Origin of the sequence: Arenicella sp. 4NH20-0111 (assembly GCF_040366405.1) — a bacterium.
Classification (GTDB): Bacteria; Pseudomonadota; Gammaproteobacteria; order Arenicellales; family Arenicellaceae; genus Arenicella.
Genome location: NZ_BAABWF010000011.1, coordinates 69,926 through 95,400 on the forward strand (window position 1 = coordinate 69,926; position 25,475 = coordinate 95,400).

A 25,475-nucleotide genomic window follows, 5' to 3' on the forward strand; every position below is an offset into this window, starting at 1 on the left:
AAAGGCCCAACTTTCGAGCACTATACCCACATTTTTTTCATCGCTTCCAATCGGTGTTGAATTATACGTCGTCGGGGCCTTTTGGACAGCTAAGGCTGTGCACAGGGGAGCATTTCATTCCTCAGTTGAGCTTTTCAGCCCGGTTCGCACAATAGGTATTTTGGCATATCCCCCAAAAAGACCTCTTACGGTAGAATAGCCTTGGAGTAACTTTGCGAAAAAAGACTAGATAACGGATTAAGAGTTTATCGACCGTCTCAGTTTCTCCCCTAACAGCTGTTCATTTGATATATTCAATAATTTTGATTTCACCACAAGTGGCTTTGGTGCCAAAACTAAAGCTAGTTTTATAATATATTTTGACTATCGCCTTTAAATTAGGTGGCATTAGTCAAAGGCACGCGTTGGCGTGTGAGCTTATTGAATACTCGGACTAATCAGAAATAGCATCCAATGTGTTTAATAGCTCTCTAATTGATGAAGATAAACGTGAACGATTGGTTTCCCTAATTAGTTCGGGAAAATCGCGGGTAGATATTACATTTGGCATTCCGATTTCCGTACCAACAATCATTGCTACTGGCACCATCGGAGAAACATTTAAAGTGGGATTCAAATGGCTACGGAGCAGCTCATTTAACACCCTTTGGGCAGTGTCTCGCTTTCGGTCCAGAGGGTCCACCATGTTGATGTTGTCGAACATGAATACACTCACTCAGAGGTTCATTTTAGGGTTGGTTGGTTGGTTGGTTGGACCATTATTAAAATATTCCAATATGGTTCAGTTAAGGAGTCGCTCTTTTAGTCGATTATGGATAACCGTATTTGATTGCCCAACATTGAGTTTTCCAAATAGCGTGTAGATATCGTAAAAAGCAAAGAGCCCAATTTATTCAATGGTGAAAACATCGTTGAAAATTATCGAGCGGCAAGAGCCGCTGTCGAAACTATTGATAGATTAAATTGCTGTAGTGATTTAACAAAAGTTAGACAGGGAATGAAATTTGAAGATCTATTTACGTTATAGCTTACGCCTTGCCCTACCTTACTCGATAGACGAATTGGGCAAACCTCGGACGGTCACCGAATCATTAGAGCAAGACAATTTGACTAATTCCTTGGATTAACCAAAGCTCAGAGAGGCTACGGCAAGCCAAAGTATATGTATGCTGGAAAGCCGCACAAACTGATTCCAAACACGCTTGATCGTGAGTTTGAGGTTGAGCATCCGAACCAATGGTGGGTCAGTGATATTACGTACATCAAGACCTGTGAAGGTTTCTTGTTTGTAGCCGTCGTTATGGACTTCTACGCTCGAAACATCATTGGCTAATCGATTAGTTCACGCATGACCGACGAGGTATTTATTGGGATAATGCGATGGCGGAGAGTTTTTCTCTCGAATTTGAAGAAGGAAAAGGTTCGACGTGAAATCTACAAAATGCGTGACGATGCCCACGCTGATGTGTTTAAATATATCGAGATGTTCTACAACCCGAAGCGATGACATACTCATAGTGCTCGAGTAATCCCAACGGTCGATGTACAACATTGTTTTATAAAGCAGGAAAGTTTCTAGAGAACTCAGGCCTTCCCAAACAAATAAGTTCACTTAATAATTTTTCTGTATGAATCAAGTAGAACAAACATTTTCAGCATTGGGTAGTAATACTCGCTTGGCTATCCTTGAACAGCTTTCTAAGGGAGAGACGTCATTATCAGATATAGCAGAGCCATTTGAAATGTCACGGACAGCTGCTGCCAAGCACGTGAAGATTCGCTACAATCCAAATTTAGTTGATAATCATAACCGTGGACGAACCTGTTTTTGTCGAGGAAAAATAACCTTGAATTTATCTTTTCTTAAACCTCCACAGGGCGAAACTCCGGTTATCGTAGAAGCTAAATTTAACCTAAGCGCGGCACGTTTATTTCAGGCATGGACAATACGTTCTGAAATTATACAATTGTTCGATTCAGAAAATGGTGACCCAGAGATAGCCGAGGTCGATCTAAAAGTCAGTGGTGATGGGCAATTTGTATTTCCAAGGAATGAAGGACAAACTGACAGCTTGGCGGGAAAATACTTAAATACAAAACAATCCGAGCTCTTAGAATTTTCTCGGCCACATACATACGTCCATGTGCAGTTGGCATCATCGCAACACCACCCGAGTCGGTTGTGAGAATTGTGTTTCAACCACATAAGCAAGGCTCGTTCTCGCGCCCTGTACATAGATCGATTCAATCCGAAAGCCAACGCAACAATATCGGTGGTTGTTGGAACGCATCATTTACCATAGTCAAAAAGTTAGTCAAATGATATTTCAGGAGTTAGTAAGCCGGTTTGAAGTTGAAAATGGAGTTGAGCAGTCCACTATGATGGGTACGCCATGCCTTCGCTATAAAGGCGAGTTTATCGGTATGATGTTTGATAAGGAAGACTCTCTTATCATCAAAGTCTCCTCTGAAAGAGTCGATGAAATCATTGCGAACGGTGAAGGTAATGAGTTTAATTTTACTAAGAAGCGCTTTAAGGAATGGGTTCTGATACCCCTCGAGTTCAGGGAAGATTACGAGGCTTATCTTGGTGAAGCGTTGACTTATGCTAAGACCAAGAAAGCTGAATAGAGTCGGTACTTGTGCATAATGTGGCTTTAGTAGTGGTATGAAATCATCGTACCCTCTAAGCTAGAGTCGTCATTTGCTGAGGTAATACATATTCACGAAAAAGGTTACAGCACCGAGTAATTAAAAACCATGCATAGCCATATGGCTATACAACTCAATATCCAATTAAATCAGGCCTCACCAATCCATGTCCTCGGAGATGAATCACATAGAAGAGTGCTTGAAGTTATAAGCAGCGAAGCACAGCTGGCGAGTTAGTTGATCTATTTGGTTTTTCTTAACTAGCTTTTTCAAAAACCTAAGAGTTTTTGAAAAAGCTAGTTTGATTTCTCGGCAAATTGAAGATGTCTTCGACGCATTTTCTCAAGGAGAGTCTTTGGCAAAATGTTTACCTCCAACTAATTAGATTGACGCAAAGACTCTCTTTCACCAATTTAAAGTTGGTGGGAACTATAGAATTGGTTTCACATTCCCAGATCATGAGAAACTTATCATTTCAAGCTTATTTTTTGAGATTGAAAAACCGGTCAAAATTATTTTTTCATAGTAATTTGAAGAACCGGATCTACATACCGCACGTATCGGAGATCTGAAAAAAATACCACCGTACCCAAAGTCGTTCTGAAGGGTTATTATCACGCTAATTCGCGTCGTGCGTTCAACAATCGCCAATTCCGGGGTAGGATGTATTAACGTGAAAATTGATAGCCTCATAGTGGGCTACTGCTCGATATTCATAGCACCGGTGGTAGCCCTATTTACTTTCTTGAAAAGGCGGAGAAATTACAGTGAGCTCGTAGAATCTTCTGTAATCCCCCGAAAATTAATCGAGGTTTTAAGTAGAATATTCTTTAATCCTAACAGGAGAATTTTCTATGCGCAGCTCTAAATTTTCAGACAATCAAATCATCGCTATCTTGAAGCAAAACGAAGATGGTGTTTCAGTGCCCGATCTTTGTCGTGAGCACGGTATGAGTAACGCCACGTTTTATAAGTGGCAGGCTAAGTTTGGTGGCATGTACGCTTCGCTGATGAAACGTATGAAAGAACTTGAGGCCGAGAATAGGCATCTCAAAAAGATGTACGCCAAAGAACATCTAAAAGCGGAAATAAGGCAGGAGGCGCTCGAGGGAAAGTTGTAAAGCCGTCTCAGCGTAAAGAGATGGCACAACATGCTGTAGCGCCTCATCAAGTTAGCATTCGCTTTGCATGTGTTTGCTTGGGCATCTGTGAAGCCTGCTATCGCTACCAACCGAAACTGTCTAGCGAACGGCTTAAAGTTCCGTACGTTCAATGTAATAAACGATTACAATCGCGAAGGCTTAACTATCGAAATCGGTTTATCGCTGCCCAGCTCAAGGGTTATTCGAGCACTTGATCAAGTTATTGAATGGCGTGGCAAACCAGCTGCGATTCGTTGCGATAACGGGCCGGAGTACATCAGAGGTGAGATGATGGCTTGGGCAAATAAACATCGCATTGCGCTGCTTTATATCCAGCCAGGAATGCCAACACAGAACGCATACGTCGAACGCTTCAACCGCACGGTTAGGCACAAATGGCTGGATATGCATAGCTTTAACTCGATCGAGCAAGCTCAATTCAATTACTCGCCACACAATGGCTGAGGATTTACAATAACGAAAGACCACATACCGCAATCAACGGAATTCCACCGAGGCAAATGTTGAACGCGGCTTAAATCCTATACTCAAAACGGCGGTTATAAATTGGGGGGATTACAGTATCTTTGCGGCGATCATCAAGTATTCGGACTATTGTCTGGAGCGTTTTCTTAAACGCTCTACAGACTCGATCGTCATTACTTTTTATCAGCACTACTTGAACTTCTTTCGACCCAAGTTCATCAAGAGATGTTAAGAACTTTTTTCTTAGTTTAGGAGGAAAGTTAGTTATGTCCGCTCGGGAAAGACTGAAATTGAATATTCGCGTTTTCACAAATAGCCCTCAATAAGAAATCGATAAAACACCTACTTTAGTGCGAATTGACAATCAAATTCAAACCAATGACTGGCAAGCTCAAAGAAGAGACCACTCATATTTCAAGAATCAGGGCTAATTGTTTATGAACTCCTGAACAACTAATTTCTCGTTAGATTCATTAGCCTGTGGGCATTAGTATCAGCGAGACTGAATTCAAACATTTTAAAATGTGTAGCCATTAAGTCCTGTACAGCCGTGCGCGCTCGACGGTACTAGCATTTCTGTTTTTGAACCCGTTCTTTATTTAAGGCTATCGCCAAATTAGTAGAAAGACAAAAATCCACACATTTATATCGCTTGAGCTCTGTAACAGTTAAATTTTGATTTGGTAGTTGCTAACTATTTCGCTACACTAGCGCCTTGGCCGGCTAGGTTAATCCTCAGAACATCTCCCTGTAGCATAATTGGATAATGCAATCGCCTCCTAAGCGATAGACTGTTGGTTCGAGTCCAATCAGGGAGGCCAGTTCCCCTTAATATTCTCATCAATGAGCACATCAACTTCAAATACTTACCTTTAACATTTTTGGGTGCTCGACATATTTTACTCATTTTTTCTCAGCATGACGACGCCCCCATCTTTTAACATATCTATTTCTTCTTGCTGGTGATCAATAACATCGCGCAGACTGTTGTTCATAGCCAACAGCTTTTCTACCATATCATTTAATTTTTTTATTCGTTTGGCATCCGACTTACGCCTTTTTTTCTTCGGCTTGCTTTGATTATCTATTGACGTAGAAACTTCAATGAACGCTGCAACTTCTCTGTGTATTTCAGGATATCGTTCTCTACGAAATGCGGAAGGCAAGATACGCGCCTCTTTGGCTACGCTAGACATAGTCATCTTGGTTCCTTGAGGGATATTTTGCTGTGTACCCAACTTAATACGTTCGAAGGCCCCCCTTAATTTTTGTTCTACGCTAGGTGGACGTGGCATCTAAAAATACCTCTATTGCTTTGTTTTCATTTTCCAGTTTTGCATGCCTAGGAGTAAGCGGTTTAAGAGTTGATATTTCCTCGGTGTTACGCTGTTTTAGAGCGCGAAGTTTTGAGGCATTGGGCTTTCTAAAGATCGCGTCCTTACACGGTGCTTTACCATCAATGCCCGCACAGTGTATTGCAGACTCTATACCACCATATTTACAAGTTTTAGCCATACACAACCCCAACATGGTTGTCCTTATGGATATCTGACCTTTCTTTGCTGCAACCTCTAGCTTTCTATAATCTCTCTCTTCAATTAAGCTCAATATTTCTAACGGAATAGGGTTATAGCTGGTCGCTAGAACATTATCTCCATTCTTATTTTCTACCAAATCAATCAAAGCAAGCGCAGTGCCTCGATTCCTCTCTGTCTGACAAACATCCTTTACCCCGCTATTGACCAGTAGCCTTGTATGATTTCGACCATAATAATATGACTGCTGAATTGTTCGATGCTTCATTTGCCATTGAATCACGCTGTCTGACACATTTTGCGTATACATATTAACAGCCAGTGTACGTCTAAGTTGGTGAGGGTTAAAGTGCCAATGATTTCCAACTTCGAACCATTTTTTTTGCGTTAGTGCAGGAGTAAGGTTGTATGCGATATCATAATCTTCGCGCGTTATAGTAAGTTTGGATGGACAAAACACATTCGGGTATTTAGGTATTATTTTGGTCAGATTGAACTCTTTAACTCTCTCTACCATCATTTTATCAGAAGAAGAGTGCCCAGCTACCCAACACTCTCCCACGCCGGCCATCAGATAAGGGTTTTCCTTCACCTGATCGTCTACGTTCATCAATGTATGAGCAATTCTAAGTCGGCCAATATATTTCAGAATATCGATTGCTCTTTTGACTTGAATTGGAACGACCCAACGAGCATCGTTATCAGCATCAGTTTTTGTCGTTTCTCCCACGAGCATTGCCACACTCCCGAATATGGGGTCGTCGTCAATCAAAAAGCAATCTGCACGTAGAGACAATCCTTCAGATTGCCGTTGAAGGCTATGCGCGAGGATATATAAAAAGGAGCAATCGCGAACCAAATTCACGTAGTTTGTAAGAATAGCTGCACCTTTGTGCTTTATCAACGTCTGGTCGAACCAGCATTCCATAGACGCCATTATTCCGCGTTCCACTAAAAAGGCTTCACCACCTTCTTCATATCTAATTCGGCCAGAACAAGAGTTATCTTTTAGATTATATTTCCTAAACGGATTAATATGAAAATAGCCGTTTTCAATATTCTTTTTGTACGCCCTATGAATCCATATCCAGGCCTCCTCGATGGCACCCTTTTGGGTTTCAAAATCACTCATTACCGCTTCTGCAGATTCAATCAAAGCTAACCACAACCTAGGGGGGATGTAAGCATTTTGCACAGTTATACTTGGCTTTAGAGCTTTTCGTAATTCATCAAGATAGCGTTCATCTACTGCCTGCCAACCAAGCACTCTCTTTTCGACATAAACCTGTTCTAGGACCCTAATAAGTTTTTCAAATTGCGCTGGTGTAAATAACTTAGAAAGTACTATCGCTGTTCGAGGAAAACGATAAAGTTGATCCAGTCTTATATTATTATCATCAATGTATCGACACAAAGATCCAAGTAAACCTAGCCTCTTACTCACAACCCGTAGTGTGCCAGGAAATAGTGGTATGTGATATAAATGTAAAAAAATTACTTGCTTTAATAAGTCTCGATTTACTTCAGAAAGCTGATATTGAGCAAAATCAAATCCATAATAATTTTGCTCTGACATGTCCCAAAAATCATCTGAGTACTTCGATTTAGCATTTCCTGTAGCGTCTATGGAGACGCAAAAATTTCCGTCCGGCGGAAAGATCGGCGTTTGATAGTAGGCGAGACTAGACGGATCTAATGCATCTATATCACCACAAAACCTTAAAATTGTCTCAGCCACCTCCACCCTCCCAAAACTGCAGTATATTGTCCCAGTTAGGGTGATAATCGCCTTCCCCCACTCGCTCCAAACCTTCTATAACCCATTGTCGAGATTCGTCATTCATAGACCTGTAGGCTTCGATTTTATCTGTTAGTTTTGCAACGATTAAGTCAACAGTGCCATCACTAGCAGTATGTCTTGAACGCAATTCGACTATTTTCAACATTCGAAAGGTTATTAACCCCCATACATAGTCAAAAGATTTAATATCGCGATGACTTTTACAAAACAGGCAACCTGATTCATGCATACAGTCAGGCGTAACGATCTGCTCAGGCTTACCTTTTATAGCCTCCGGCCTACCGCGACATTCACTCTGGATTAAACTTCTCATAGGCTCAGTTGCCCAAAAACCTGTAATTTCCGTCAAAGCGCGTTGCTGAGATGGCAATTCATATCTATCCTTGAAAACTTCCCTCGAATGCTGAGCCATTTCTGCACTCACATTAGGGTCACCAGCCAAACGATCTATGAAGTTTACGCGAGTATTTCTTATAGTCTTTGGTGAAAGCCATGGTATACCATCCTGAGCCAATTGTTTCTTGAAGACATTGTATTTAATTAAACCTTGCTGACTCATTTGTAGGTTACCAAGCGGAAAAAGTCTCTCATCATCTGGATAGAAATGTGTAATAAATTCTATATATCTCTTGAACCATGGTCGGTACATTCTATAAATCGTAAATTCAACTCCGCCTTGTCTTCTTGGCTTGTGAACAGACACACGCCAATCAGTCGAACCTTGGCCCTTGTATTTAAAAACACGACGCTCCAATCGCAAAGTCTGAGACACATTCATACCTGTCTGAAAGATGAAAATAATAAATTCGGCCATTAATTTCATTCTAACTATACCCCAACGAAAATCGTCAAGCTCCGAACCTTTCGGTATTGGGTTACATGTATTTTTGGCGCGAGCGATATGATGGGGTCTATTCCCATTAATCATTGAAATTAGCCCGCTAGGCAATGCGGTTAAACGAGCAACATCGTCTTTTTGAGAATGCAAACTGCCAGACACAATAGGCAGACGCCCATATACTCTTTCAATCGTAATCGCTTGAGCAACCTCAACGCAATATCGCCCCATTTTTTTAGAATCACCTAGCTGTTGTTTCTCAGCATTTCTAGACACTGATACCTTACGAGGAATTCTGTACTTTTTGATAACTTTGGACTTATTCCGGAAAGATAAATAGCTAGGTAGCTCCAAGGTTAATGACAGTATACGAGCAACCTCATTAACATTGCCGTAGGCAGTTTCAATCGATACCTCGTTTGCAATCCAGGCTCGTTGATACCACCATTCATCGTATCCTCTGAAGTGTTTTTCTAATTCTTCAGGCTCCAATATCAACTTCAACCTATGATGATCAGACCATTTCATAAAGTCATTAAAACGTGCAACACTGTTACGAATAGTTGCGGGCCTAGCGCCCTTCGCTGCATCAAAAGCTATTGCGTTATCGAAAACCTCCTTTATAAAACCCATTCGGTTACCGCAAATACTCTTGAATGTTTCTTCATTGATTGAACTAAAAAATTCTAATGAATTTCGAGCGGCTCCACCTGGCACTAACCATCTGCGAAGGTCTGCCCACGAATTTTTAAAGCCGTCTATTCTAAAATCGAAGTTCCCGTTCACAACCCAAAGTCTTCTCCTAAAAACCGCTTGTTATACTCAGAATTCAACTTTTCAGCCTGACGAGTAACTTTAATAAAGTTGATATACTTCATAGTCACTGTTTCGCTTTTGTGCATGAGCCAGTCGCGTACCAACTGTATCGCATTAACTTCTCCACTTCGCATGAGAATTCGAGCCAACTCTGTCCCACACGTTGCTCTAGATTGATGAAACTTAAGGTCGCAAAATTGTGTCAAACCAGCTAAAACTAAATCACTACGTAACTCACTCATCGCCATATTTATATTTTGTTGGCTGTATGGCTTTCCGTTTTTAGTTAAAAATATTAATGACCGATTCTTTTCACTAGCCTTAGTCTGTCGAAGAAGTCTAGCTACGTTTGTCCGCGCATATTTCTTTAGCTCGTCTGCAATTGGCCTAGGGAAACGCAAACAACCGCTCACATCGAACTTGGTTGGTATGCCCGTTCCCGGCCCCGCCTGAACCTGCAATATACTTTCATATACAGGATCCTCTATTGCGGCTTCCAAATGTTCTATTCGTAGCTTTCTGATGGAGCCAAGTCGTGCGCCAGTGTAAAAGCCTGTAAGAAATAAAAGGTAAAGCACTTGATTTCGCTCGGATTGATTCTCCAGTAAGAACTTGAGTAGTTCGTCACGATCCTCTATTGAGATTGGCAAAAGCCCGCTTTCCACAGATGTAATGTTTTTGTTACGGCTTTGTATTTTTAAGTCAGTAGTTAAAACCCTTGATGTACGTTCAAACCCAGTATCATTAAAAAATGATACTGGGACTTGCTGATCCGACCACAATTGTAGTTGTTTATCAATCACACCATAAACCTTACACCAACGATAGAAATTAATGACCGCATTCATTCTCCTGGCCTCTAGCTTTCCAGTGCCTTTTATTCCACGCGTAAGGTAGCCTCGATATCGGTAGAGACACCTGTTTTTCTTTTGCAATGGGAAATGCAACCAGTGGATATTCTCGGACTCTAACCACTCTGCGTAATTGTACAAGTCATACGCATTACTCCGGATCGTCGCTGCTTTTACTCGTTTCCCTCTAAGATAATCGTGCACCTCCACCCATAAGTCACCCGACTCCCAGAAAATCGTATGCTTCTCTTTGCCGACTCGGGAGTCATGCTCCACCAACTCTCCATTTTGATAAATATATTTACAATCGATGTACTTCTTAATATGCGCCACTGTTTAGTAATATGAACACCAGTATTGTCAATGTTTTATTTCATATGTGTAATATTGTCAATAACTTTATATATGTGTAAGGTTTGAGTCCTGCCGGGGGCGCCAAGCATGGGGCGCCATGCATGGGGTATCTAAAGACACTTCTACGCACTAACTTCACACTCTAGTGAATTCACAAAATGTGCAAACGGATTTTCATATTTATTGACCCAACCCAAAATAAGCCCACTGGAGCCAATCTAATTAGCTCCAGCGAGGTACCAATCATTGGAATTCTACTTGAGAGAAAGAATTCAAAAACTTCTCTATTCTTGCGGCGTTTACACCAAGGTCGCTTTGCCCAAAGCGAGATACCGAATGCAAATCCACCGCCGTTTCGGAGCCCGATGGTTGGACGCGAATTACAATATCATCTTTAAACCCCCAAAGCAGTGTCGTTTCAGTCGCTTCTACTAGCCCGTTAGATGCATCCACATCCACTATCTCCCACCCTAATTCGCGAGCGATCTTTTCAGCTTTTATAAGCGCTTCTTCCACCGACATTGCCGTCATCAAAGTTTTGACCTCTGGATACGCTTTTTGTTGGAGTTCAGCCAGTGCATCAGCATCATATTGGTGCGGATTATCCTGATCCGTTCGTAACGTCAACACTTTGTTAAATTCAGGGGCATTAACCACATCTGTGGATATATTGTGTATATACGGAACAGAGCTCGCTTTTTTAGCTTGTAGAGCCAGCGGAATCACCGGAATAATCGCAATCAACGCACCGATCATTGCCGCCCTTGCTCCTTGGCTGTTTGATTTTCTGGTAAAGAACCAATAGACAACACCAACTAAAAACACCAATACTCCGAGGCCTGCTGATGCTTTAATAATCTCCAATGCACCTCCAAACCCAAGCACTCCCTGTCTATACAAGACAACCGAGGCGGGGAAAGCCAGCGCTGTCAAAATACCAAACCGTTTTAACCAGTTACCCATTCTATTTTCTCCTAAATTAAAAGCCGTGCTTATGCAGCCGCTGATAATCTGGCCAAACGACCAGATAATGTTTCGTTGGGCTCAAATTCCAAGCCTTCTAATAATTCATCAACCAAATCTGGGCGATTGCAAACTAACACCATGTCGCACCCAGCATAAAAAGCTCGTTGTGCACTTTCCAATATTGAGCCTCCCTCACCAGCCCCATTAGCGTCGATGGCACCTTGCATCGACAGATCGTCGCTGAAAACAACACCTTCAAACTCAAGCTTTTCACGCAGCACGGTTTGTAACCAATAGTTTGAATACGTTGGAATGTCTGCATCGCAGTTAGAATAGAGCACATGCGCCGTCATGACGCCCTCTATATCATTAATGAGCGCTTTATAGGGCACAAGGTCATGTGACTCCACAGTTTCCATAGGCCGTTGATCTTCAGGTAAACAGTGATGAGAATCACCGCTAACGCCACCATGTCCCGGAAAATGCTTGGCCACGGCGATCATTCCCGATGAATGCATGCCATCAATATAGGCGGCGAGCAGCTCAGTAGCCACCTCGGGCTGTGGATGAAAACAGCGATCCCCAATCACCTCGCTCTCTTTAGTGGTAACGTCAAATACTGGTGCAAAACTAAAGTCTACTCCAACGCTAAGCAGCTCTGTGGCCATCGTAACGGCCGATTCGAACGCTTTCATCGGTGCAGTGTGTTTGTCCTCTCGCCACATCTCCCCAAATTTTTGAGGAGCCGGAAGCAGTGTGAAACCGTCCTTAAAGCGCTGAACTCTTCCACCTTCTTGATCCACAGCGATCAACAAAGAAGGCGACCTAAGCGATTTAATATGCGCAATCAGGGCTTTAACTTGTTCTCTGTTGTTAAAGTTTCTGGCAAAAAGTATCACAGCACCCACATTCGGATCCACGAGCCTTCTTATATCTTGTTGATTAAGTTCTAGCCCTTCGACATCTAGCATGACGGGACCCAATGGCATTCTTAGCATGGTTTAGAATTGTGTATGTGCAGGTAAAAAGTCTAAGCAGAAATTAGCACGGTTGTGCCAATTTTAACTCTGTTGAATAATTCAATAATTTCAGTGTTTCGCATTTTAATACAACCATGGGAACTAGGCACTCCCATCTGATGCGAATCTGGCGCGCCGTGGATATAAACGTAACGACGTTGCGTATCGACGTTCCCAAGCCGATTTAGTCCAATCTCATTACCACACAACCACATAATCCTCGTCAAAATCCAATCCCGATTTGGATAACAATCCGCTAACGCAGAAGAATAAAGTTCGCCTGTGGGACGTCTGCCTACAAACACGGCGTTTTCAGGGCAGTCTCCTCCTATTTTAGCGCGAATTCGATGCGAACCCAGTGGCGTACATTCACTACCAAAAATTTGTCCACAACCATTTTTAGCAGTCGACACAGTAGCCTCAAAGACCACACCTCTGTCTTTGGAGTAACCACGTAGGCTCTGACTTTGTATCGACACTTCAATGTGATCAATGTCTAGCATACGTGATTCTCTCTCTCGGCCAGTATGGTGTCAATTAACGCGTCGCAACCAGCATCAACAAGCGAGAATACGTGCGTAAACCCTTGATCACCGCCATAGTACGGGTCTGGAACAATCGTGTCCGAGAGGTCGCCAGCGGCATTGGCATAACTTAGAAAAAGCCCTACTCGAGCTCTACCGCCATCTGGTGCATAGTAATTTATGAGATCCAAATTATCTTCATCCATGGCCAGTATGTAATCAAACTCATCATGATCTGTAATTGATATCTTTCGAGCTCTTATGAACTCCATATCGATTCCCATGCTCATGGCTTTCTGACGAGATCTTGGATCAGGCTTCTCACCCACGTGATATGCGTGTGTGCCAGCTGAATCAACTTCGATGACATCACCTAGAGATCGGGCGTCAAGCTTATGCTGCATCACCGCATGGGCAGTAGGAGAGCGGCAGATGTTCCCCATACACACAAATAAAACTTTTGTTTTCATGATTTAGACCACGTTAAATAAATCCGCCAACCTTAACTGAAGCTCGCGTTAGCGATTGTTAAAAATCGCCCGGACTTGCTCTAGATCTTCGGCGGTATCCACGCCGATTCCAGTACCGTGAGAGACAACCTCAACCACTATTTTTTCTCCGTTATCTAAGACTCTGAGTTGCTCCAATTTTTCAGTTTGTTCAATCAAACTCTCTTCGAGCAAATGATAGCGCCTCAAAAATTTCGCTCGGTACCCATAAATACCAATATGACGATATGCACATTGAATCTGCGCTTCACGAGCGTAAGGTATGGTTGAGCGAGAAAAGTACATTGCTTCATTATTACGATTAAAAACAACTTTTACGACATTCGGGTTGTGCAAGTCCTTATCACTGTCGATCTTCATTGCCGCCGTTGACATCGCCGCATCTGAACCCGCCAGCGATTCCGCCATTCTATTGATAAGTTCGCCTGGAATGAGGGGCTCGTCACCTTGCACATTGACGACGACCTCTTGGTCTGCAATATCCATGCTAGTCACCACTTCCGCAATTCTATCACTTCCAGACTCATGATCCTCTCGAGTCATACAGACTTCACACTCTAAACTCGCTACAGCGTCAGCAATACGCTCATCATCGGTCGCAACGATTACTCGGTGTGCCAGAGACTCGTTCGCTCGGGCAACGACGTGCGCCACCATTGGCTGGCCTGCAATTTGAAGAAGCGCTTTCCCAGGCAATCTAGTGGATCCAAACCGCGCGGGTATGACAACAGTAAACGACATTACTTCGAGCGCTCCTCGTTTGCATCCAACTCACGAGCTTCGTTTTCGAGCAGCACCGGAAAGCCATCTCGAATAGGAAAAGCCAGACGAGCTTGGTACGAAATTAACTCTTGCTCTTCTTGGTCATAGTCCAGTTTGCCCTTGGTTATCGGACAAACCAACATCTCTAATAGTTTGCTATCCATTTTTAAACACTACATAAAGTTAGTTAAGCTTTGTAAGCCTTGCCTTTAAAGCCCCATCAAATTTCGCGCTTAGTGTAGCATCTACGGGTAAATACCAGTGCTCCGATTGAGCAAAGTTCTGACACTTAACGGCGTCTTTCTCCGTCATTAAAACGGTTTCACCGGCGAAGTCGATATCATCTTTTGAAAATGGGTGATGATCTGGAAATCTATGCTCACTGAACGTATAACCGAGTGTACGGCAGGTATTGAAAAATCGAGAAGGATTTCCAATACCAGCAACAGCGTGAAACGAAAATTCAGCAGGAAACTGTTGGCTAAACCCAGCCTCAGGACTGACAGGCCGAGGCGCAGAAGGGCTCAAATTCATCGCGAAGCGAAGATCACTGTCGTTGTCTACTCCGTGATCCACAATCAAATCAACGGTCTTCAGCCTAGACAACGCCTCTCTATAAGGCCCAGCCGGTAATAGAAAATTGTTCACCAAAGGCGATGTTGAGTCCATTAAACAAATTTCAAGGTCTCGCTGCAGAGCAAGATGCTGCAAACCATCATCACTAATCACGATATCTATCGCTGTAAGTGCCAACAAAGCTTCTATCGACGCCCTGCGATCTGGCCCCACCACCATCGGAACGGCTGTCCGACTGACGATTAACGCCGGTTCGTCACCGCATTCATCAACTGGCGAATCTGTCGTTACCACGTATGGATACGCCGACGCGCTCCCGCCATATCCACGGCTAATAACCCCTGGATTGAAGCCAAACCCTCGAAGAGTTTCTACCAAATGAATCACCAACGGCGTTTTTCCTGTCCCTCCCACGGTCAGGTTGCCCACAACCAACACAGGAACTGGCGCCTTGTAGCTGCTAATCACACCCGAGGCATATAACATTGACCGGAGACCAAACAACAACCGATACATAAGCGATAGCGGCCAAAGAACAACGGTAACGATATTAGGTTTGATCCAGCTTTGTTCAATAATACGACGCAAAATTACCATGTTCCTCTTGAGAGTTGCTGCTTAAGACTATCGATTCCAGAAGAAGAAACCCTTTTTTGCATTACCAGATTGCGCTCGATGAAGCTCAGCATACACGCCGTTTTTCTTAATCAAACGCTTATGCGGCCCCTGCTCTACGATTTCCCCACGATCAAGAACAATAATATTATCGGCGCTTTCTATCGTGGAAAGACGATGAGCGATCACTAAAGAAGTTCGCCCTTTCATTAGTGTCTCTAATGCATCTTGTACATACCGCTCAGACTTATTATCTAACGCCGATGTTGCCTCATCCAGAATCAAGATCGGAGCATTTTTATAGATGGCTCTCGCTATCGCAACCCGCTGACGTTGCCCGCCGGAAAGACGCAAACCACTTTCACCTACCATAGTATCCAACCCAAGCGGCATTTCATTGAGAAATTCGTCCACGTGAGCTGCGCGTATCGCAGCTTGGAGTCTAGCTTCGTCGTACTGATCTAACATTCCATACATAATGTTTCGACCAATTGTGTCGTCAAATAGCGTTGTTTCTTGACTAACCAGCGCCACCTGAGAACGCAAGCCCTTCAAACAGATATCGTCCACATTGGTTCCATCAATGGAAATCTTTCCAACCTGAGGCTTGTAAAACCGCAGAATGAGGGATGTTATTGTTGATTTCCCACTTCCCGATGGACCTACTAGTGCAACTCTTTCTCCTGGTTTGATGTGTAAGTTAATCTCTTTTAAAACGGCCTGTTCGTCATCGTCTCGGTACTTAAATGAAACGTCTTTAAACTGAACTTCGCCGCGCATTTGCTCCAACTGAATTGAGCCAGTATCGACCTCAGGAATCTCGTCAATAACATCAAAAACACTGCGCGCCGCCGTTACACCAACTTGAATTTTCTCATTGACCTTAGCGAGCCTCTTAAGAGGGCTCATTAAAGCCAAGCAGGCCATAATATAAGTAGAAAACTGGACCACCGATTCTGGACCTGTACGCAAATGATTCAGGAATATATATAAGATCAAACCAATCGCTGGGGCTACCAGCAGCATGGTCATTGGCACCAACGCAGAAGACACGCGAGCTCGTTTCAAATTTTGCCTGAAATTAAATTCGTTGACGCGCGTAAAGTTCTCAATTTCTTGCTCTTGACCATTATAAACCTTGATGACTTTTTGGCCGACCACCGCCTCTTTAACGGTATCGCCAATGCCGCCCATTGAACCTTGAATCTCCTTTGACGTTTTTCGAAACCTCTTATTGGTGTACGCTGCGGCCAACACAACCAATGGAACAACCAGCATAAAGATCAAGGTCAAGCGCCATTCTGACCAAAACAAAAAACCGATTAGCCAGATGGCTTTGAAAGACTCCCTAAACATGATGCTGAGAGTATCGGTGAGCGCGACAGACGTTGCCTCTACGTCGTATATCAACTTCGAGATCGTTTGCGCAGACGTTGTTCGATCAAAGTAAGGCGTCGGTAAGCAAATCATCTTACGAAAAATATCTTGCCTCAACGAAAAAATCACAAGTCGGCCTACTTTGGCCATGCTGTAATTTCCAATGTAGCCAGTAATCGCCCTCGCTGTTAACACGCCAACCAAAAGCAAGCCGGACCAGCGAACATACCAATCATCTCCCTGAAGAAAGCCGCTTTTGAGAATCGTGTCAATTGAGTTTATAAACGAGGCCTCGATGACTCCTGTGGCAATTAAAAATACGATCGCTACCAGCAACAATACTTTATGCTTAAGCATGTACGATAAGAGCCGCCATAAAGTAGCTTTTACGTCGATGTCTTGCAATCTAGTTTTCTTTTGCTTCTCTGCAGTTGCTGTCGTTTTATCAGAACTGTTTGGCATAGTGATTTCTCATCGCTCAGTGATTCGCGGAACCAATTTCATGAAACCGAATTCGGGATGCTTAAATCGCAAAACCGGGTTCACGATCATGAGTTAGAACTGCATTTCATCGCAAAGTCGGCTGGAATTATTGCTCTACCTGTTGAGTCGCAAAGGTAATATTGGTTAACCCTAGCTGCTGTGCTACATCCATCACTTTTATAACAGACTCGTGGGGAGCCTTTCTATCCGCTCTAATAATTAGTAAGACTTTTTGTTCAGATTGGAAACCAGACAATGCTCTTTTAAGTGTTTCGCGTGTTGAATTAATTAAAGGCTGAGCGACGCTATCAGTATCAGCCGCGATGGCATACTGTGCTTCGGCACTAATCTGAATTTCAACACTGGTGGGCACAGCAGAAACCTGTTCACCAGAAGATTCCGGCAAGTTGATCTTCAGCGAAGTCTCTTTTGTGAATGTTGTGGATATCATGAAAAAAATGAGTAGCAAAAATACCACATCAATCAACGGCGTGAGTTCTATCCCCGTTTCGTCCTGATCACCTTGGGCACCAAAATTCATAACCGCCTCTCTAATTCTTTTGACTAGCAAGAAGCGCCAACGCCTCTTCCTCAAGAGTAACTGCGAGCTCGGCAATCTTACCGCGAAAATGACGATAGAACATAAGGCAAGGTATGCCAACACTCAAGCCAGCCGCCGTGGTTATAAGCGCCTCTGAAATGCCACCAGAGAGCACAGTGGGGTCGCCCACTCCACTCGCTGTAATTGCTGTAAACACTTTGATCATCCCAATAACCGTACCCAACAAACCAATTAATGGGGTTATCGATGCGATGGTACCCAACGTATTTAAATAGCGCCCAAGTCTGTGAACGACGACCTTACCAGTCTCTTCCAATGATTCACGCATCGCGGCTTCACCCAAATGGAGATTTTCCAGACCGGCGGCCAGAACTTGCCCTAGTGGAGAATGTTCACGTACTTTCTGAATTCTATCTGAGGTGACGCGGCCTGATGTCGCCAACTCTATAATTTGTTCTCGCAAATTACCGGGCGCGACTTGGCGAGTTCTCAAGGTGAGTAAGCGCTCAAAAATAATAGTCAGCGCAACCAAAGAACAAAGAAGGATAATCCACATAAGCGGGCCACCCGCTCGGAATAATTCAAACATCGAAAACCCTGCTGAAAGCGTTAAATTTGAAAACCAAGCTTGGATTCTGACTCATTCAAAGCGAACGGGCCAAAACATTAGAGTTTGGTCACTTTATATTGTTATAGCTTTTAATCTAAGCTTGGCGAAGTCTATCAAACTATGCTTTTTAGAGCGCGTGTTTTTATTCGGTGTCTAAATATTCTCGTTCGTATTGTTTCGCCAATGCCAAAAACGCTTTTGAACAACTCTGTGCTCCTCCACAACGTAGCCATGCTCGTCAATCTCGATTTCGATCGTTCCTGAATCGATTGTTGAAAGCACTGGAATGCCTTTGTGATTGTATCTTTCAATCACGTCTTTATGAGGGTGGCCATAATGGTTTAGGTAGCCAGCAGCAACCAGCACAAGCTTAGGGTTAACTATTTCTATAAATTCAGGTGTAGATGAGGTCTTACTCCCCTGATGAGGGACTAACATGATTGTCGATTCCAAGGTCTGTCCTTGACTCAGAAGAAATCGCTCAACCTGCTTTTCAATGTCTGCGGTAATCAGAAAGGAAATCGAACCGTGTTGTATCCGTAAAACGCAAGACCTATTGTTGCTTCCTTTAGGCGTGCCCTTATTTGGACTAATAAACAAAAATGAGGTCATTCCCTCAGACCAGGTTTGTCCAGCCAAGCACTCAGACGCGCTCGGAATTTTATCAGTCCTGCTGGTTAACGTTTTCTTTACGAAAATAGATTGCCTTAGAGCTTGGAGGCCTCCAATGTGATCATTGTCAGCGTGACTGATAATCAATCGATCAACCTTTCTGATGCCTTCTGAACGCAAATAGGGTACTAGCACAGCGTTTGCTGCCGTGAAGCCACTGCTGTATCGCGGACCGGTATCAAAGACGGTCACCCCCTCACTCGATTGAATCACCATGGCTAACCCTTGCCCTACATCCAACAATGCGATTTTTAATGAGGGTTTCTCAGTGGCAGCGGCAGCAGGAAAAAGGAGGAGGACCGGATACAATACTAGAAACCACCATCTCCATCGAGACTTAAAGCGGTAAGTCATTACCAGCAACATCAATACTAAGATGGTCCACCACGACACAGTGGGCAGACTAATGGATGCAAATGAATGACTCACCAGGAAATCGAGCAAGATGAATATCTTCACATAAACAACGTCCAAGAAATGCAAGGCTGGTTTAGCGATCACGGTAAGTCCGATTTCATTGAGGAGCACCGCGAACAAAGTCAGAGGTATCAATAGCAAACAAAAGAGAGGCACCGCAAATAAGTTCAATACCGGAGACATCAACGACAGTTTGCCGAAAAAATGAACGGTTAATGGCGCCATTCCTAACCACAGCATTGGCTGGAGCTTTAGAAGACTGACTTTCTCTCCGTTTCGAGCCGAAAAGTGAATCACAACCACCGCACCGCACGACAGCCAAAAACCGATATCGAGTATAGAAAAAGGGTCATACAACAAAATCACAACCGCCGCTATTAGCAATACTTTAAGTAGAGATGTGTCTCGAACGCCTACCTTTGCAATCGAAAACAGTAGCAGCATCACTAAGGCTCTCTGCGTAGAAACAGCAAACCCAGCTAGCGCTGAATAACCAAAAGCACAGACCAAAGCGCAAAACAGACACAGATACAGTTTGGGGCAGGACTCGAACAAGATTGGAGTCCGGTTCAAAACCAAGCCAGTCAACCCAAAACAACAGATAAAGACCAAACCGATATGCAAACCCGATATGGCAATTAAATGACTAAGACCAGAATCCTGCAAAATCCGACGTTGTTTTGAGCTGAAGCTACTTTTGTCACCGATACTCAAAGCGACAATGATATTGAACCCCGCAGATTCTGATTTCAAGGAAGCGAGTAACCGATTCTTTACGCCTATTCTGTATTGCGCAAGGTTGGCTGACGCATTACGTAATTTGATATTTTCCGACTTTAGCCGTACGTACCCTTTAGCGACTATTTTATTTCTAAATAGATACTTTTCGTAATCGAATGCGCCGGCGCTACTGTAGCCATGAGGCCTTTTTAATCGAACAGTAAATTTCCACTGCTGAGTCGTCACGATGTCCAGCGGGCAACGATAGCAGGCCAACTGAAGTTTCTCGCCGATCAGGTGCTCTAAATCCAAAGGCAACACCTGATTACGTACTCTAAATTGAAACGAGATGTCTTGATCTTGCTTTTTGGGCATCCCAATCACCTCACCAACCAGCTGAATTTCCTTACGCTCCCATCGAGGAGGGAATTGAGTCTCTAAATGGGCGCCGAACCGGTAGGTTGCCAACAACAAACCGACATTGAGCAACAATAAAAACAAAAAGGGCCGCTTCCAAATCGTCATCAATAGACTCAAAACTAACATCAAGCTAAGTGGCACAAGCGGGAACAGTTGGCTTTGAAACGCGGGTATGGTGGTCCCCAATATAAAGCTCAACAAACCTAGGTAAGAATTAGACAGCGCCAATAGAAACTCTGCACGCCATAGGACAAAACGCTTATATAATGTTCCGGCGAGTGCAAATTCCAGAGGTTTGATTGAATCCATGAATATCCTTATTCAGTAGCTACTGGCCCCAGGCAAAAAACGCTCCTTCACAAAAACGTTTTTTCTTCTCTGAGGGGTTGAATGATGGCCAAATCCATTTTGGCTTCACCTTAACTATAAGCTTATTTAAAATGAATTAAAACCCATGCTAAACAGCCTTATTTGACAACAATGTTGTGATCGTGACAATTACGTTACGCGACCAAGGTATAGTATCGATATTATCCACACTCGACATATACTATGTTTACCGTCAGTGTTAATTGCCATAATTTGATTCCACCGCTGTGCACCTGTTAAAAAATCTTCGAAAGTACTTACCGACCTACACGGAAATTCAGCAATACCGATACCTCCATATTTTTGGAGATGGGTTGAAACAACCAGAGGTATGGGCATTCAATCGCCAAAGTACGGCTAAAGGAGTTGCTATCGGTCTATTCTGTGCGTTTTTGCCCATGCCGTTTGAAATGGTCCCTGCCATTTTTCTCGCGGTTTTAATGGGCGGCAATCTTCCTTTTGCCCTAGCGTGCGTGTGGCTCTCTAATCCACTAACCTGGATACCTCTTTACACACCATGCTACTTATTGGGTGCCAAGATACTGCAATTAAATCCAATCGCCCTTAATGAAATCACGTTGATGCAAGCTGGCACTCACTACGCCGCATTATGGTTGGGCTGCCTCACTATTGGATTAATATTGAGTATAAGCACACACTTTTTAATCAGCTACCTATGGAGATCTCAGATCAGGCAACGCTGGAAAAGAAGGCAACTTATGCGATTGGCTCGAAAAAAATAGCCATTACCAACTCCCTCTTCTGATTCGTTAAGAACGCCTAGTCAAAAAAGAAGCAAGCGGCTTTTAGCCAAGAGTTAAATGCCCACGCTCCAAATGATATGACTTATCCATTCTGGCTGCTAGGCTAGTGTCGTGCGTCACCATTACCAACGCGGTTCCTACGCGTTCATTTAGTTCCAGCATCATATTAAATACCGCATCAGCGGTTTTTTCATCAAGGTTTCCAGTTGGCTCATCGGCTAAAACAACACTGGGCTCTGTAACCAACGCTCTAGCAATCGCTGCTCGTTGACGCTCGCCTCCAGACAACTCCACCGGGCGATGAGACAACCTATCATCAAGCCCCATGTTTGACAAAAGTGTGCTTGCTCTGTCTCGCGCTTCTTTAGCATCTACACCTCGAATCAATAAAGGCATGGCAACGTTATCCACCGCCGTAAATTCAGGAAGCAAGTGGTGAAACTGATAAACAAACCCTAAGTATTCATTTCTAATGTCTCCACGCCGCTTATCAGACATCCCTGATAACTCTTGGCCGTCAACCCAAATCGACCCAGTGGTAGGCAAATCTAAGCCACCAAGCAAGTGCAAAAGTGTGCTTTTACCAGACCCAGAGGTTCCAACAATGGCAATCCTCTCACCAGATTGAATATCTAAATTAACGCCATCCAATACGGTAACGTCATTTGGACCTTCGGTGTAAGTTTTACCGAGTTGCTGGCAATGCAAAATTCCTGTAGTCAAAACAACCTCCTACTCATAGCGCAGCGCTTCGGCTGGTTGGGTTTTAGAAGCCTGCCAAGAGGGGAACAAGGTGGCCAACATGCTGATAACAATTGATACTGACACCACCGTCCAAACATCAGACCAACGTAATTCCGCTGGAAAGTCAGTAATAATGTATACGTCCGCTGGAAACAATTGATACCCGATCAATCCTTCAATAAAGTTAATAATCGTGGTTATGTTTAATGCCGTCAACACGCCTGCGACTGCGCCAATTATCGTACCGGTGATGCCAGATGTCACACCTTGAACAAAGAAAATTCCCATCACACCCTTGGGAGACAAACCAAGTGTACGCAAAATAGCGATATCAGCACGCTTATCCGTGACCACCATAACCAAGGTAGACACAATATTAAAAGCCGCTACCGCCACAACCAAAAATAACACGATGAACGTCATTCTGCGTTCAACCTCTAACGCACGGAAGAAGCTCTTATGTTGACGAGTCCAATTGTCAACAATGTATCGATAATCCAGATCCACAGCGATTTCACCGGCAGTTTGGCGTGCCGAATATGGCTCATCTAACGTTAACCTAACACCAGATACTTGACTGCCTGACTTGTAGAGCTTTGCCGCATCCTTCATGTGTATGAACGCCAAAGCACCATCATAATCATCTGGCCCAATACCGCCAAACGTTCCGGATACCGTGAACCGTCTAAGTCTTGGCATTAATCCAGCTGGAGTCGATTGGCCTTGCGGAGAAATTAGTGTCACCTTATCTCCCACTTGAGCGTTAAGTTTATACGCCAGCCCTTCACCCAAAATCACATTATATTTTCCTGCCTGTAGCGTTGAGAACGCCCCTTGCTCCATATTTTCGGGCACTACCGATACGGTTTTCTCGTATTCTGGCAACACTCCTCGAACTAATGCGCCGGTAACATTTCCACTGAAGGTTGCTAAACCCTGAGCATAAATATAGGGTGCATAGCCTTTGATGTCTGAACGAGGCTTCAACTCGGCTTCCAAGTTTTCCCATCCTTTAAGCCACCCTCCCTGACCAGTAATTGTAATGTGAGGCGTAACGTCTAAAATTCGCCCTCGCAGTTCGTTTCCAAACCCGTTCATTATCGATACAACGGTAATGATCACCCAAACACCAAGCGCTATCCCAATCATTGAGATAGCCGATATAAATGAGATAAACCCATTGCGTCGTTTAGCGCGCGAATAACGCGCACCGACCATCAAGGGAATATTAATTTTAGCCATTCGATTTTCGCTCAGTATTAAAGAAGCTTTACGGCCCTACCAATGATTCTGAGGCCACACAATGCGCGACATTCTATCGCTACAACTCCGCTTCGGGGCGCATATGGGGAAACAGTAATACATCACGAATAGACGGGCTATTCGTAAATAGCATCACCAGACGATCAATGCCGATACCTTCGCCAGCGGTCGGAGGCATTCCATATTCTAATGCTCGAATGTAGTCAGCATCATACTCCATGGCTTCATCATCGCCTGCTGCTTTATCAGCCACTTGGCGTTGAAACCGTTCAGCCTGATCTTCAGGATCATTTAATTCAGAGAAACCGTTAGCAATCTCCCGACCACCGATAAAGAGCTCAAAGCGATCAGTCACAAAGTCATCTTCGTCGTTCCTTCTAGAGAGCGGTGAAACCTCCACGGGGTACTCGGTGATAAAGGTAGGCTCCATTAATTGATCTTCAACCGTTTTTTCGAACACCTCGATTTGAACCTTTCCTAATCCATAGTTATCGTAAATCGGCACGCCCAATGACTGAGCGTAAGCCACCAGCGTATCTCGATCTGCAACATCATCCTTAGTTAGAGAGGAATTATATTGCAATATCGAATCAACGACACTGAGACGATGAAATGGCTTATTAAAGTCTATTTCTTGACCTTGATAATCAATGGAGCCGGATTCAGTCACACTTTGGGCAATCCCTTTGAACATTTCCTCAGTAATATCCATCAAATCATTGTGGTCAGCGTAAGCCAAATAGAATTCGAGCATTGTAAACTCGGGATTATGTCGAGTACTCAACCCTTCATTTCTGAAGTTTCGATTTACTTCGAATACACGCTCAAATCCACCCACTACCAAACGCTTTAAATACAATTCCGGTGCGATGCGTAAGTACAAAGGCATGTCTAAGGCATTATGATGTGTGGTGAACGGCTTCGCGGCTGCCCCGCCAAGCACAGGGTGCATCATTGGTGTCTCGACTTCCAAAAATTCTTTTTCAATCAAAAAGTTACGGATAAAATTAACGATCTTAGAGCGCGTGGTAAACACCGCACGACTTTCCTCGCTCATTATTAAATCCACATATCGTTGCCGATACGCTGTTTCTTTATCTTTAAGCCCATTGAATTTCTCAGGCAAGGGTCTTAGAGATTTAACTAACAATTCGACGTAAGTCACCTTAACGCTTAATTCGCCTTTGTTGGTTTTGAACAGAGTGCCTTTGGCGCCAACAATGTCACCGATATCCCATTTTTTGAAGGACTCGTTATAAAAGCCTTCAGGTAACGCATCACGAGACACGTATATTTGAACTCGCTGGCCTGAGCGGTCTTGCAGATGCGCAAAACTTGCCTTACCCATGATTCTACGGCTCATCATTCGGCCAGCAACCGAAACTTCAACGCCTAATTCTTCCAATTCAGGCTTATCAATATCACCGTACTTCTCCGACAAATCACCAGCAAGGTCCTCTGGTTTGAATGTGTTCGGATAAGCTTGAGTGCTTTCACGCCAGGCCGTTAACTTTTCTCGGCGTTGCCGAATAAGTTCGTTTTCGTCTATTTGAGAGTCTTGAGTTTCGTTAGTCACAGTTCTTCTACTTTTCTGTCGAGATACCAACCTCTTAATGGTCGATATTTTA

General features: G+C 43.6%; 23 protein-coding genes, 1 tRNA gene and 2 pseudogenes. 7 read left to right on the forward strand and 19 right to left on the reverse strand.

The window, feature by feature from the left end; translation table 11 throughout:
- Nucleotides 1-433: 433 nt before the first annotated feature.
- Nucleotides 434-703 (reverse strand): hypothetical protein, encoded by a 270-nt coding sequence (locus ABWW54_RS17810; RefSeq protein ID WP_353414246.1) that lies wholly within the window; start codon nucleotides 701-703, stop codon nucleotides 434-436.
- A 459-nt stretch (nucleotides 704-1,162) separates the two neighbouring features.
- Here ABWW54_RS17810 and ABWW54_RS17815 point away from each other — a divergent pair, with 459 nt between their 5' ends.
- The 6 genes and pseudogenes from ABWW54_RS17815 to ABWW54_RS17835 all read left to right on the forward strand — a co-directional run bounded on the left by ABWW54_RS17815 (nucleotide 1,163) and on the right by ABWW54_RS17835 (nucleotide 5,101).
- A complete protein-coding gene (locus ABWW54_RS17815; RefSeq protein WP_353414247.1) occupies nucleotides 1,163-1,333 on the forward strand; it encodes a hypothetical protein in 171 nt (56 codons plus the stop codon).
- Between the two features lie 20 nt (nucleotides 1,334-1,353).
- Nucleotides 1,354-1,504: pseudogene (locus tag ABWW54_RS20160) on the forward strand (IS3 family transposase); the annotation flags it as partial.
- Nucleotides 1,505-1,628: 124 nt separating this feature from the next.
- Nucleotides 1,629-2,186 carry an ArsR family transcriptional regulator gene (locus tag ABWW54_RS17820; RefSeq protein WP_353414249.1) on the forward strand — a complete coding sequence of 186 codons (558 nt, stop codon included), beginning with the start codon at nucleotides 1,629-1,631 and terminating at the stop codon, nucleotides 2,184-2,186.
- A gap of 133 nt (nucleotides 2,187-2,319) precedes the next feature.
- On the forward strand, nucleotides 2,320-2,631 hold the full coding sequence (locus ABWW54_RS17825; RefSeq protein WP_353414250.1) for a hypothetical protein: 312 nt from the start codon (nucleotides 2,320-2,322) through the stop codon (nucleotides 2,629-2,631).
- Between the two features lie 875 nt (nucleotides 2,632-3,506).
- Nucleotides 3,507-4,333: pseudogene (locus tag ABWW54_RS17830) on the forward strand (integrase core domain-containing protein).
- A gap of 691 nt (nucleotides 4,334-5,024) precedes the next feature.
- Nucleotides 5,025-5,101, forward strand: a tRNA-Arg gene (locus ABWW54_RS17835).
- Nucleotides 5,102-5,179: 78 nt separating this feature from the next.
- Here ABWW54_RS17835 and ABWW54_RS17840 read toward each other — a convergent pair.
- From ABWW54_RS17840 to ABWW54_RS17910, 15 genes are all read right to left on the reverse strand, one after another.
- Entirely contained in the window at nucleotides 5,180-5,575 is a 396-nt protein-coding gene (locus tag ABWW54_RS17840; protein ID WP_353414252.1) for a hypothetical protein, read from the reverse strand.
- Complete coding sequence (locus tag ABWW54_RS17845; protein ID WP_353414254.1) at nucleotides 5,559-7,553, reverse strand: site-specific integrase; 1,995 nt, start codon at nucleotides 7,551-7,553, stop codon at nucleotides 5,559-5,561. Before ABWW54_RS17845 ends, ABWW54_RS17840 begins: the two co-directional genes overlap by 17 nt.
- Nucleotides 7,546-8,982 carry a hypothetical protein gene (locus tag ABWW54_RS17850; protein ID WP_353414255.1) on the reverse strand — a complete coding sequence of 479 codons (1,437 nt, stop codon included), beginning with the start codon at nucleotides 8,980-8,982 and terminating at the stop codon, nucleotides 7,546-7,548. Before ABWW54_RS17850 ends, ABWW54_RS17845 begins: the two co-directional genes overlap by 8 nt.
- A 254-nt stretch (nucleotides 8,983-9,236) precedes the next feature.
- Nucleotides 9,237-10,454, reverse strand: a complete 1,218-nt coding sequence (locus ABWW54_RS17855; RefSeq protein ID WP_353414257.1) for a tyrosine-type recombinase/integrase — start codon at nucleotides 10,452-10,454, stop codon at nucleotides 9,237-9,239.
- Between the two features lie 264 nt (nucleotides 10,455-10,718).
- Complete coding sequence (locus ABWW54_RS17860; RefSeq protein ID WP_353414259.1) at nucleotides 10,719-11,438, reverse strand: DUF1499 domain-containing protein; 720 nt, start codon at nucleotides 11,436-11,438, stop codon at nucleotides 10,719-10,721.
- A 29-nt stretch (nucleotides 11,439-11,467) separates the two neighbouring features.
- Nucleotides 11,468-12,412 carry a beta-N-acetylhexosaminidase gene (gene nagZ, locus ABWW54_RS17865; RefSeq protein ID WP_353414261.1) on the reverse strand — a complete coding sequence of 315 codons (945 nt, stop codon included), beginning with the start codon at nucleotides 12,410-12,412 and terminating at the stop codon, nucleotides 11,468-11,470.
- A gap of 59 nt (nucleotides 12,413-12,471) precedes the next feature.
- Complete coding sequence (locus ABWW54_RS17870) at nucleotides 12,472-12,963, reverse strand: L,D-transpeptidase family protein (protein WP_353414262.1); 492 nt, start codon at nucleotides 12,961-12,963, stop codon at nucleotides 12,472-12,474.
- Complete coding sequence (locus ABWW54_RS17875) at nucleotides 12,957-13,457, reverse strand: low molecular weight protein-tyrosine-phosphatase (protein WP_353414312.1); 501 nt, start codon at nucleotides 13,455-13,457, stop codon at nucleotides 12,957-12,959. Before ABWW54_RS17875 ends, ABWW54_RS17870 begins: the two co-directional genes overlap by 7 nt.
- Nucleotides 13,458-13,502: 45 nt before the next feature.
- Complete coding sequence (kdsB, locus tag ABWW54_RS17880; protein WP_353414264.1) at nucleotides 13,503-14,234, reverse strand: 3-deoxy-manno-octulosonate cytidylyltransferase; 732 nt, start codon at nucleotides 14,232-14,234, stop codon at nucleotides 13,503-13,505.
- Nucleotides 14,234-14,419, reverse strand: coding sequence for a Trm112 family protein (locus ABWW54_RS17885; protein WP_353414266.1), 186 nt, complete (start codon nucleotides 14,417-14,419; stop codon nucleotides 14,234-14,236). Before ABWW54_RS17885 ends, kdsB begins: the two co-directional genes overlap by 1 nt.
- A 19-nt stretch (nucleotides 14,420-14,438) precedes the next feature.
- Entirely contained in the window at nucleotides 14,439-15,428 is a 990-nt protein-coding gene (gene lpxK, locus ABWW54_RS17890) for a tetraacyldisaccharide 4'-kinase (RefSeq protein WP_353414268.1), read from the reverse strand.
- A 27-nt stretch (nucleotides 15,429-15,455) separates the two neighbouring features.
- Nucleotides 15,456-17,285, reverse strand: a complete 1,830-nt coding sequence (gene msbA / locus ABWW54_RS17895) for a lipid A export permease/ATP-binding protein MsbA (protein WP_353414270.1) — start codon at nucleotides 17,283-17,285, stop codon at nucleotides 15,456-15,458.
- 127 nt (nucleotides 17,286-17,412) lie between these two features.
- Nucleotides 17,413-17,847, reverse strand: coding sequence for an ExbD/TolR family protein (locus ABWW54_RS17900; RefSeq protein WP_353414272.1), 435 nt, complete (start codon nucleotides 17,845-17,847; stop codon nucleotides 17,413-17,415).
- Between the two features lie 10 nt (nucleotides 17,848-17,857).
- Complete coding sequence (locus ABWW54_RS17905) at nucleotides 17,858-18,457, reverse strand: MotA/TolQ/ExbB proton channel family protein (protein WP_353414273.1); 600 nt, start codon at nucleotides 18,455-18,457, stop codon at nucleotides 17,858-17,860.
- Nucleotides 18,458-18,631: 174 nt separating this feature from the next.
- Nucleotides 18,632-21,016 carry a DNA internalization-related competence protein ComEC/Rec2 gene (locus ABWW54_RS17910; protein ID WP_353414275.1) on the reverse strand — a complete coding sequence of 795 codons (2,385 nt, stop codon included), beginning with the start codon at nucleotides 21,014-21,016 and terminating at the stop codon, nucleotides 18,632-18,634.
- Between the two features lie 287 nt (nucleotides 21,017-21,303).
- On the opposite strand from ABWW54_RS17910, the gene ABWW54_RS17915 reads away from it, so the two are divergent.
- Nucleotides 21,304-21,819: a DUF2062 domain-containing protein gene (locus tag ABWW54_RS17915; RefSeq protein ID WP_353414277.1), complete on the forward strand. Its 516-nt coding sequence runs from the start codon at nucleotides 21,304-21,306 to the stop codon at nucleotides 21,817-21,819.
- Between the two features lie 63 nt (nucleotides 21,820-21,882).
- On the opposite strand, the gene lolD is transcribed toward ABWW54_RS17915, so the two are convergent.
- The 3 genes from lolD to lysS form a co-directional block, all read right to left on the reverse strand.
- Complete coding sequence (lolD, locus tag ABWW54_RS17920; protein ID WP_353414279.1) at nucleotides 21,883-22,563, reverse strand: lipoprotein-releasing ABC transporter ATP-binding protein LolD; 681 nt, start codon at nucleotides 22,561-22,563, stop codon at nucleotides 21,883-21,885.
- A 9-nt stretch (nucleotides 22,564-22,572) separates the two neighbouring features.
- Nucleotides 22,573-23,826, reverse strand: coding sequence for a lipoprotein-releasing ABC transporter permease subunit (locus ABWW54_RS17925; protein ID WP_353414281.1), 1,254 nt, complete (start codon nucleotides 23,824-23,826; stop codon nucleotides 22,573-22,575).
- A 79-nt stretch (nucleotides 23,827-23,905) separates the two neighbouring features.
- The gene (gene lysS, locus ABWW54_RS17930) at nucleotides 23,906-25,423 is read right to left on the reverse strand and encodes a lysine--tRNA ligase (protein WP_353414283.1); all 1,518 of its coding nucleotides are present in this window, start codon (nucleotides 25,421-25,423) and stop codon (nucleotides 23,906-23,908) included.
- Nucleotides 25,424-25,475 lie beyond the last annotated feature (52 nt).

Coding starts and splice junctions, on each gene's coding strand:
- ABWW54_RS17810 (WP_353414246.1), bottom strand. CDS start 703: ATGTTCGACAACATCAACATGGTGGACCCTCTGGACCGAAAGCGAGAC.
- ABWW54_RS17815 (WP_353414247.1), top strand. CDS start 1,163: ATGTATGCTGGAAAGCCGCACAAACTGATTCCAAACACGCTTGATCGT.
- ABWW54_RS17820 (WP_353414249.1), top strand. CDS start 1,629: ATGAATCAAGTAGAACAAACATTTTCAGCATTGGGTAGTAATACTCGC.
- ABWW54_RS17825 (WP_353414250.1), top strand. CDS start 2,320: ATGATATTTCAGGAGTTAGTAAGCCGGTTTGAAGTTGAAAATGGAGTT.
- ABWW54_RS17840 (WP_353414252.1), bottom strand. CDS start 5,575: ATGCCACGTCCACCTAGCGTAGAACAAAAATTAAGGGGGGCCTTCGAA.
- ABWW54_RS17850 (WP_353414255.1), bottom strand. CDS start 8,982: ATGAAATGGTCTGATCATCATAGGTTGAAGTTGATATTGGAGCCTGAA.
- ABWW54_RS17860 (WP_353414259.1), bottom strand. CDS start 11,438: ATGGGTAACTGGTTAAAACGGTTTGGTATTTTGACAGCGCTGGCTTTC.
- nagZ (WP_353414261.1), bottom strand. CDS start 12,412: ATGCTAGATGTCGAAGGGCTAGAACTTAATCAACAAGATATAAGAAGG.
- ABWW54_RS17870 (WP_353414262.1), bottom strand. CDS start 12,963: ATGCTAGACATTGATCACATTGAAGTGTCGATACAAAGTCAGAGCCTA.
- kdsB (WP_353414264.1), bottom strand. CDS start 14,234: ATGTCGTTTACTGTTGTCATACCCGCGCGGTTTGGATCCACTAGATTG.
- ABWW54_RS17885 (WP_353414266.1), bottom strand. CDS start 14,419: ATGGATAGCAAACTATTAGAGATGTTGGTTTGTCCGATAACCAAGGGC.
- lpxK (WP_353414268.1), bottom strand. CDS start 15,428: ATGGTAATTTTGCGTCGTATTATTGAACAAAGCTGGATCAAACCTAAT.
- msbA (WP_353414270.1), bottom strand. CDS start 17,285: ATGCCAAACAGTTCTGATAAAACGACAGCAACTGCAGAGAAGCAAAAG.
- ABWW54_RS17900 (WP_353414272.1), bottom strand. CDS start 17,847: ATGAATTTTGGTGCCCAAGGTGATCAGGACGAAACGGGGATAGAACTC.
- ABWW54_RS17905 (WP_353414273.1), bottom strand. CDS start 18,457: ATGTTTGAATTATTCCGAGCGGGTGGCCCGCTTATGTGGATTATCCTT.
- ABWW54_RS17910 (WP_353414275.1), bottom strand. CDS start 21,016: ATGGATTCAATCAAACCTCTGGAATTTGCACTCGCCGGAACATTATAT.
- ABWW54_RS17925 (WP_353414281.1), bottom strand. CDS start 23,826: ATGGCTAAAATTAATATTCCCTTGATGGTCGGTGCGCGTTATTCGCGC.